This is a genomic window from Yersinia sp. 1252 StPb PI (assembly GCF_048593885.1).
Lineage (GTDB): Bacteria > Pseudomonadota > Gammaproteobacteria > Enterobacterales > Enterobacteriaceae > Yersinia > Yersinia enterocolitica_E.
Map to the genome: position 1 here is coordinate 1 of NZ_JAZGQE010000243.1, position 5,306 is coordinate 5,306.

The window sequence follows — 5,306 nt, forward strand, 5'->3', positions numbered from 1 at the left end:
CCATACAACACGAATTCAACACCGATTCTTTATAAGAATGAATATAAGCATTCCTCTTGGGCCAGTTTAATGCAGGACCGCCTGAAAAAGGGAATGAGCCTGATGAAGTTTGACGGTGTCAAGACGGTTGCTATTGATGATTCTGAGATGGTCAACCTTTCAACAATATTGGAACAAGTCGCACCAGAACACACGCTATCAAGAATAACTGTGGTCCATAATCCCAAAGGCTCAATTACAAGAAATTTTAATCGAACTCATGAGTATGCACTATTTTTAACACGGGATGGTCTGTCAGGCTGTATTGCAAGATCCCTTGAAGAAAATAGCTCTCCGCGAAAAATGCGTCGATGGGGAGAAAACTCAAGGAGAATTGATCGACGACTCTCCTTCTATCCAATCTATCTTCTGGATGGGCAAATCGTTGATATTGGTAGTTTTCCAGAAGATAATTTTCATCCGTCTGGAAAAAATGTTGTTCTAAACGATGGTCGAGTCGAAGTTTGGCCTATCGACCAAGATGGGGTAGAACGACGTTGGAACTTCGGACTTGACTCAATTAGGGACAACCTAGACCGTATAGCCGCTATAAATAATAAAGGGGAATGGGATCTTTTTGTTACCCACGAGCAAACTGTTCCAAAAACAGTATGGACAGGAGGAGAGTTCGATGCCGGAAAATATGGCAATAGTCTTCTAATCAATATGCTTGGTGAAAAAAGGTTCGATTTCCCAAAATCTATAAATTTAGTTAAAAAATGCGTTTCATTGGCCACACAATCCGATCCTGACGCCATCGTATTAGACTACTTTGGTGGCAGTGGGACCACAGCACATGCTGTAATTGATCTAAAACGTAAATCCATTCTTTCTGGACAAGAAAACAGAACTAGTTTCATCCTAGTTGAGCAAGGAGAGTACTTTGATCTGGTAACAAAACCTCGTGTAATCAAAGCTGTCTACTCCACCGATTGGGAAAACGGTAATCCGACTTCACCCGAAACAGGTCTATCTCAATGCTTTAAAGTTCTTAAGCTCGAGAGCTATGAGGATACGTTGAATAATCTGCAACTTTACCGTTCTACCACTCAAGATGATCTTTTTGCCAAGTTACCGCAGCACACAAAAGATGATTATCTCTTACATTACATGTTGGATGTCGAAAGTCGTGATTCTCTGCTATCAATAAATGATTTCCGTAAACCTTTTGATTACATGTTGAACATCGCTGTCGATTCTGCAGGTGCATTCGAAAAGAAAAAGATCGACTTAGTCGAAACTTTCAACTATTTAATTGGCCTATCGGTGAAGCATATTGATGCTGAATTCGAGAAAGGTTTCGTCATAGTAATAGGCCTCTTGCCTAGTGGAGAATCCTGTATTGTATTATGGCGAGACTGTGAAATATTAGATTACGAAGGGATCGGTAAACTTTGCGACAAACTGGCAATCAACCCAGCAGACAACAAATACGATGTAGTTTACATAAATGGAGACCACAATATTCCCAATGTGCTCACTCAGACAGCAGAAGAAGGCGGTAGCACTCGCACTCTTAAACTGCGACAGATTGAATCTGAGTTCTTGTCTCGCATGTTCTCAATGGAGGACATCTGATGGCCCGCTTACCAAAATCTTCAGAAATGCTTAAAAAAGGCACATCAAAAAGGCGCAGTTTCCATCAAGAACTAGTGCTCAATCGCTGGATGTTGGGCTTCTTTAAAGGAGGAGACCTCAGCATACTCAAACTAAGGTTGGGTGATGACCGGCATGAAGGCATTGATGAGGATGGACAATCTAAATATTTTCATGAGCTTACATGTAACTTGTTCGAGGTGGATCGTGTGTCTATGGCCGATTTCCGCCGCTATGATCTAAACATCGTTAGCCACTGGCAGAGCATCACTGTTCAGCGTAACAAGCTCGAAGGTCATGAACTGCAGATGAAATATTTCCAATATCTTTCTTTGCTATTTACCGAAATCTATTTGGAGTGGTACTTCAATAAACGCCAAGAGCTGCTGGACGGACTGAATGAAGAGCTTATACGCTACCGTAATGAGTTAGGTGCAGAACCATTTCGCGACTTCAATGCCGACGATTTAAACAAGATTGCTTTCTGGAATGCTACAGGCAGCGGTAAAACGTTATTGCTGCATGTCAATATCCGCCAGTACTTACATTATTTTCAGGGTGGCCGTATTGATTTGTACCCCAGTAAAATAATTCTGCTAACACCCAATGAAGGACTCTCAAGACAACATCTTGACGAGTTAAACCTGTCTGGCTTCACTACTCAGTACTTCAACAAGAATCAGACACTCCATTACCCTGGCATCGTCGAGATAATTGACATCAATAAGTTAGGTGATGTCATGGGCAACAAAACTGTAGCGGTAGAAGCTTTCGAAGGTAATAACTTAGTTCTTGTAGACGAAGGTCATCGCGGGACGGGGACAGCAGCAGGGGCCTGGATGAGCCGCCGCGATACACTTGTTCGAGGTGGGTTCGCCTTTGAGTACTCAGCTACCTTTGGTCAAGCTGTAGCTAAGGGAATGACCATCGCAACGGCTGAAGAAGAGATTCAGAAAAAGCGCGCAAAAATGCTTTTTAACACAGCCAATCTAAAAAAATTGGATGGTAGCCAACTTGCGGAGCTAGTACTTACTGACGAAGATAAACGCCTCGCGCGCATTAGTGCTATCCGGGAGCTCTATGCGAAGTGTATTCTATTTGACTATTCCTATAAGTTTTTTTATGAAGACGGTTACGGGAAAGAATCGCTGATTCTCAACATGACTGGCGAAGCTTACGCACAAACAGATAATGCATGTAAGTACTTTACCGCCTGCCTGCTAGCCTTCTATCAGCAACTTTGGCTTTGGGATACCAACCGCAATAAGTTAACTGATTTCAATATCGAAAAGCCGCTATGGGTATTTGTAGGTAATTCAGTCTCTGGTGAAGAGTCAGATATTCTAGAAGTTGTTAACTTTCTCGCCTATTTTTTGAACAATAATGCGCAGATTAAGTCCTGGCTTGCAGATTTTATTGCCGACAGAGCACAGATCCTAGATAGCCAAGGCAACAATATTTTTAAGGGGCGATTCAGCCCTCTTTTGAGTTATACGGATCAAATAGGCGCACTATACGACGATATTCTTATTCGTGTTTTCAATACTCCAGCCAAGCAGCGGCTAAAGCTAGTCAACATCAAAAGTAGTAAAGGAGAACTAGCGTTACGAGTAGGTGATGCTAAACCTTTCGGTCTAATTAATATTGGAGATGATGCTGGGTTCTTCGGCATGGCTGAAAATTCAGAGACTTTTGATAACGAAAGAGATGATTTTGGTGGTGCACTATTTGATACGTTGAATACCAAAAACAGTCATTTGAACGTGCTAATAGGCTCACGTAAATTTACTGAAGGTTGGAGTAGCTGGCGCGTTTCCACTATGGGCCTTCTGAACATGGGTAAAGGTGAAGGTTCTCAGATCATTCAGTTATTTGGCAGGGGTGTCCGACTGAAGGGAAAGGAATTCTCTCTTAAGCGCACACTCCCCAATGAACGTCCAAAAGGTCTTCATTTGGACAAACTAGAGACGCTGAACATCTTCGGAGTACGTGCTAACTATATGGCTGCGTTCAAAGATTATCTGCGAGAAGAAGGGGTTACGCCAAGTGATGAAATTCTTGAGCTCGATTTTCCGACACAGTCTAACCTACCCAAAGGTCAACTCAAAAGTCTGACACTGAAAGATGGTTACAAAGATAACCAGAAGCTTGGCTTCAAGCGTACACACTTTCCTTGGCTGTATGAGATACCAGAAAAATTCAGGGGCAAGGTCAAAATGCCACATGTAGTACTTGACCTTTATCCACGTGTCGAAGCATTAGCTACTTCTATTGGCAAGAACAGCTTTAAAGCTTCTGAAGTGAGGCACAAGGGAAAATTAGATTCTAGTCTGTTCGCTATTTTCAATTGGGATCGTATTTACCTGGCATTACAGGATTACAAACTCCAGAGAAGCTGGAGTAATCTACGACTTGAACGTCAAAGGCTAATTGATTTCTGTAATGAAGAAATGGATTGGTATAGTTTATTTATTCCTGCAGCCGAGCTAGAAATAGAATCATTTGGAGATATTCGTTGGCAGGAGGATATATTGATCAGACTTCTAATCGATTATACCGACCGATTCTACAAAGCACTGAAAACAGGATACGAGGGGCAATTTTATGATGTTATTCGTATAGACGAAGAACATGGTTCAATGATCAAGCTATATCAGTTCGCATTCGATAATACCGATGACGGACTGGAGTACTATAATAAGTTGAAAGTATTGAAGAAACTAGTGTCTGAAGGCAATATTGGTGAAGCCAACAAGTGGAATGCATCTCACATGGTAGCTATCAGTTTTGATCGTCATCTTTACTATCCACTTCTAGCTTTGGAAAACAAAGAGTCAGTGCCTCTAAAAATGCGTCCTCAAGCCTTTGATGCTCCCAGCGAATGGACGTTCGTACGTGATCTTGAAGAGTTCTATAATTCTGCAGACGGACGGGATGCAATTGGCCAACGTAGTATCTATTTGTTGCGAAATGCAAGCCGAGAAGACAAAGGCTTAGGCTTTGCCTTAGCAGGTAATTTCTATCCTGATTTCCTATTGTGGTTGGTAGATGATATGACAGGTATACAATGGCTGACTTTTGTGGATCCCAAAGGATTAAGAAATCTTGACTTAATGGATCCAAAACTTGGATTGTATAAAGAGGTTAAAATTCTTCAAAGTAAATTAGCGGAACAGTCAAGTCCTGATGATAAAAAGCTAATACTAAATGCTTTCATCCTGTCCCAAACCAAGTTTACTGATCTTTTAAATATTGGTAAATCAGCTAAAAAAATAGAGCTTGAAGATAGAAATGTGTTATTTATGGAAGATGGAATGACTGACTATATGAAGAAAATGTTTTTAAAAATAGGCTGATTTCAGTATATAAAAAACCATCTCTCGATATTTATGGGGGATGGTTTTAGTAAATACACACTTTTTATAATTAAAAGCATCTTGTCTCAAGCTATTCTTTTGTGGTTCCAATCGCTCTAAGTTAGAATAAAAAAACGCAAAAACACTTGACAACTATTGTGTTTAATGACCCCATGCCTGCTATGTAAAAGTAATGTAGGCCGTATCATGTTAATCTCTCAAGTAATTTACCGACATTTTCTTAGATTTTCCGGACTTAAGACTTCTTCATTTACATTAAATTCTCATCACACTCTCTTTAAATGCAACTCAGAC

Annotated in this window: 2 protein-coding genes; both read left to right on the forward strand. The window is 40.8% G+C overall.

Annotated elements, in window-relative coordinates:
- A partial coding sequence (locus tag V2A85_RS21655) for a DNA methyltransferase (protein WP_420072329.1) occupies positions 1 to 1,617 on the forward strand: 1,617 nt, incomplete at its 5' end.
- Positions 1,617 to 4,991 carry a DEAD/DEAH box helicase family protein gene (locus tag V2A85_RS21660; protein ID WP_420072330.1) on the forward strand — a complete coding sequence of 1,125 codons (3,375 nt, stop codon included), beginning with the start codon at positions 1,617 to 1,619 and terminating at the stop codon, positions 4,989 to 4,991. The genes V2A85_RS21655 and V2A85_RS21660, both read left to right, overlap by 1 nt.
- Positions 4,992 to 5,306: the final 315 nt, after the last annotated feature.

Excerpts from the sequence above, each read along its gene's own strand:
- V2A85_RS21660 (WP_420072330.1), top strand. The coding sequence starts at position 1,617 with ATGGCCCGCTTACCAAAATCTTCAGAAATGCTTAAAAAAGGCACATCA.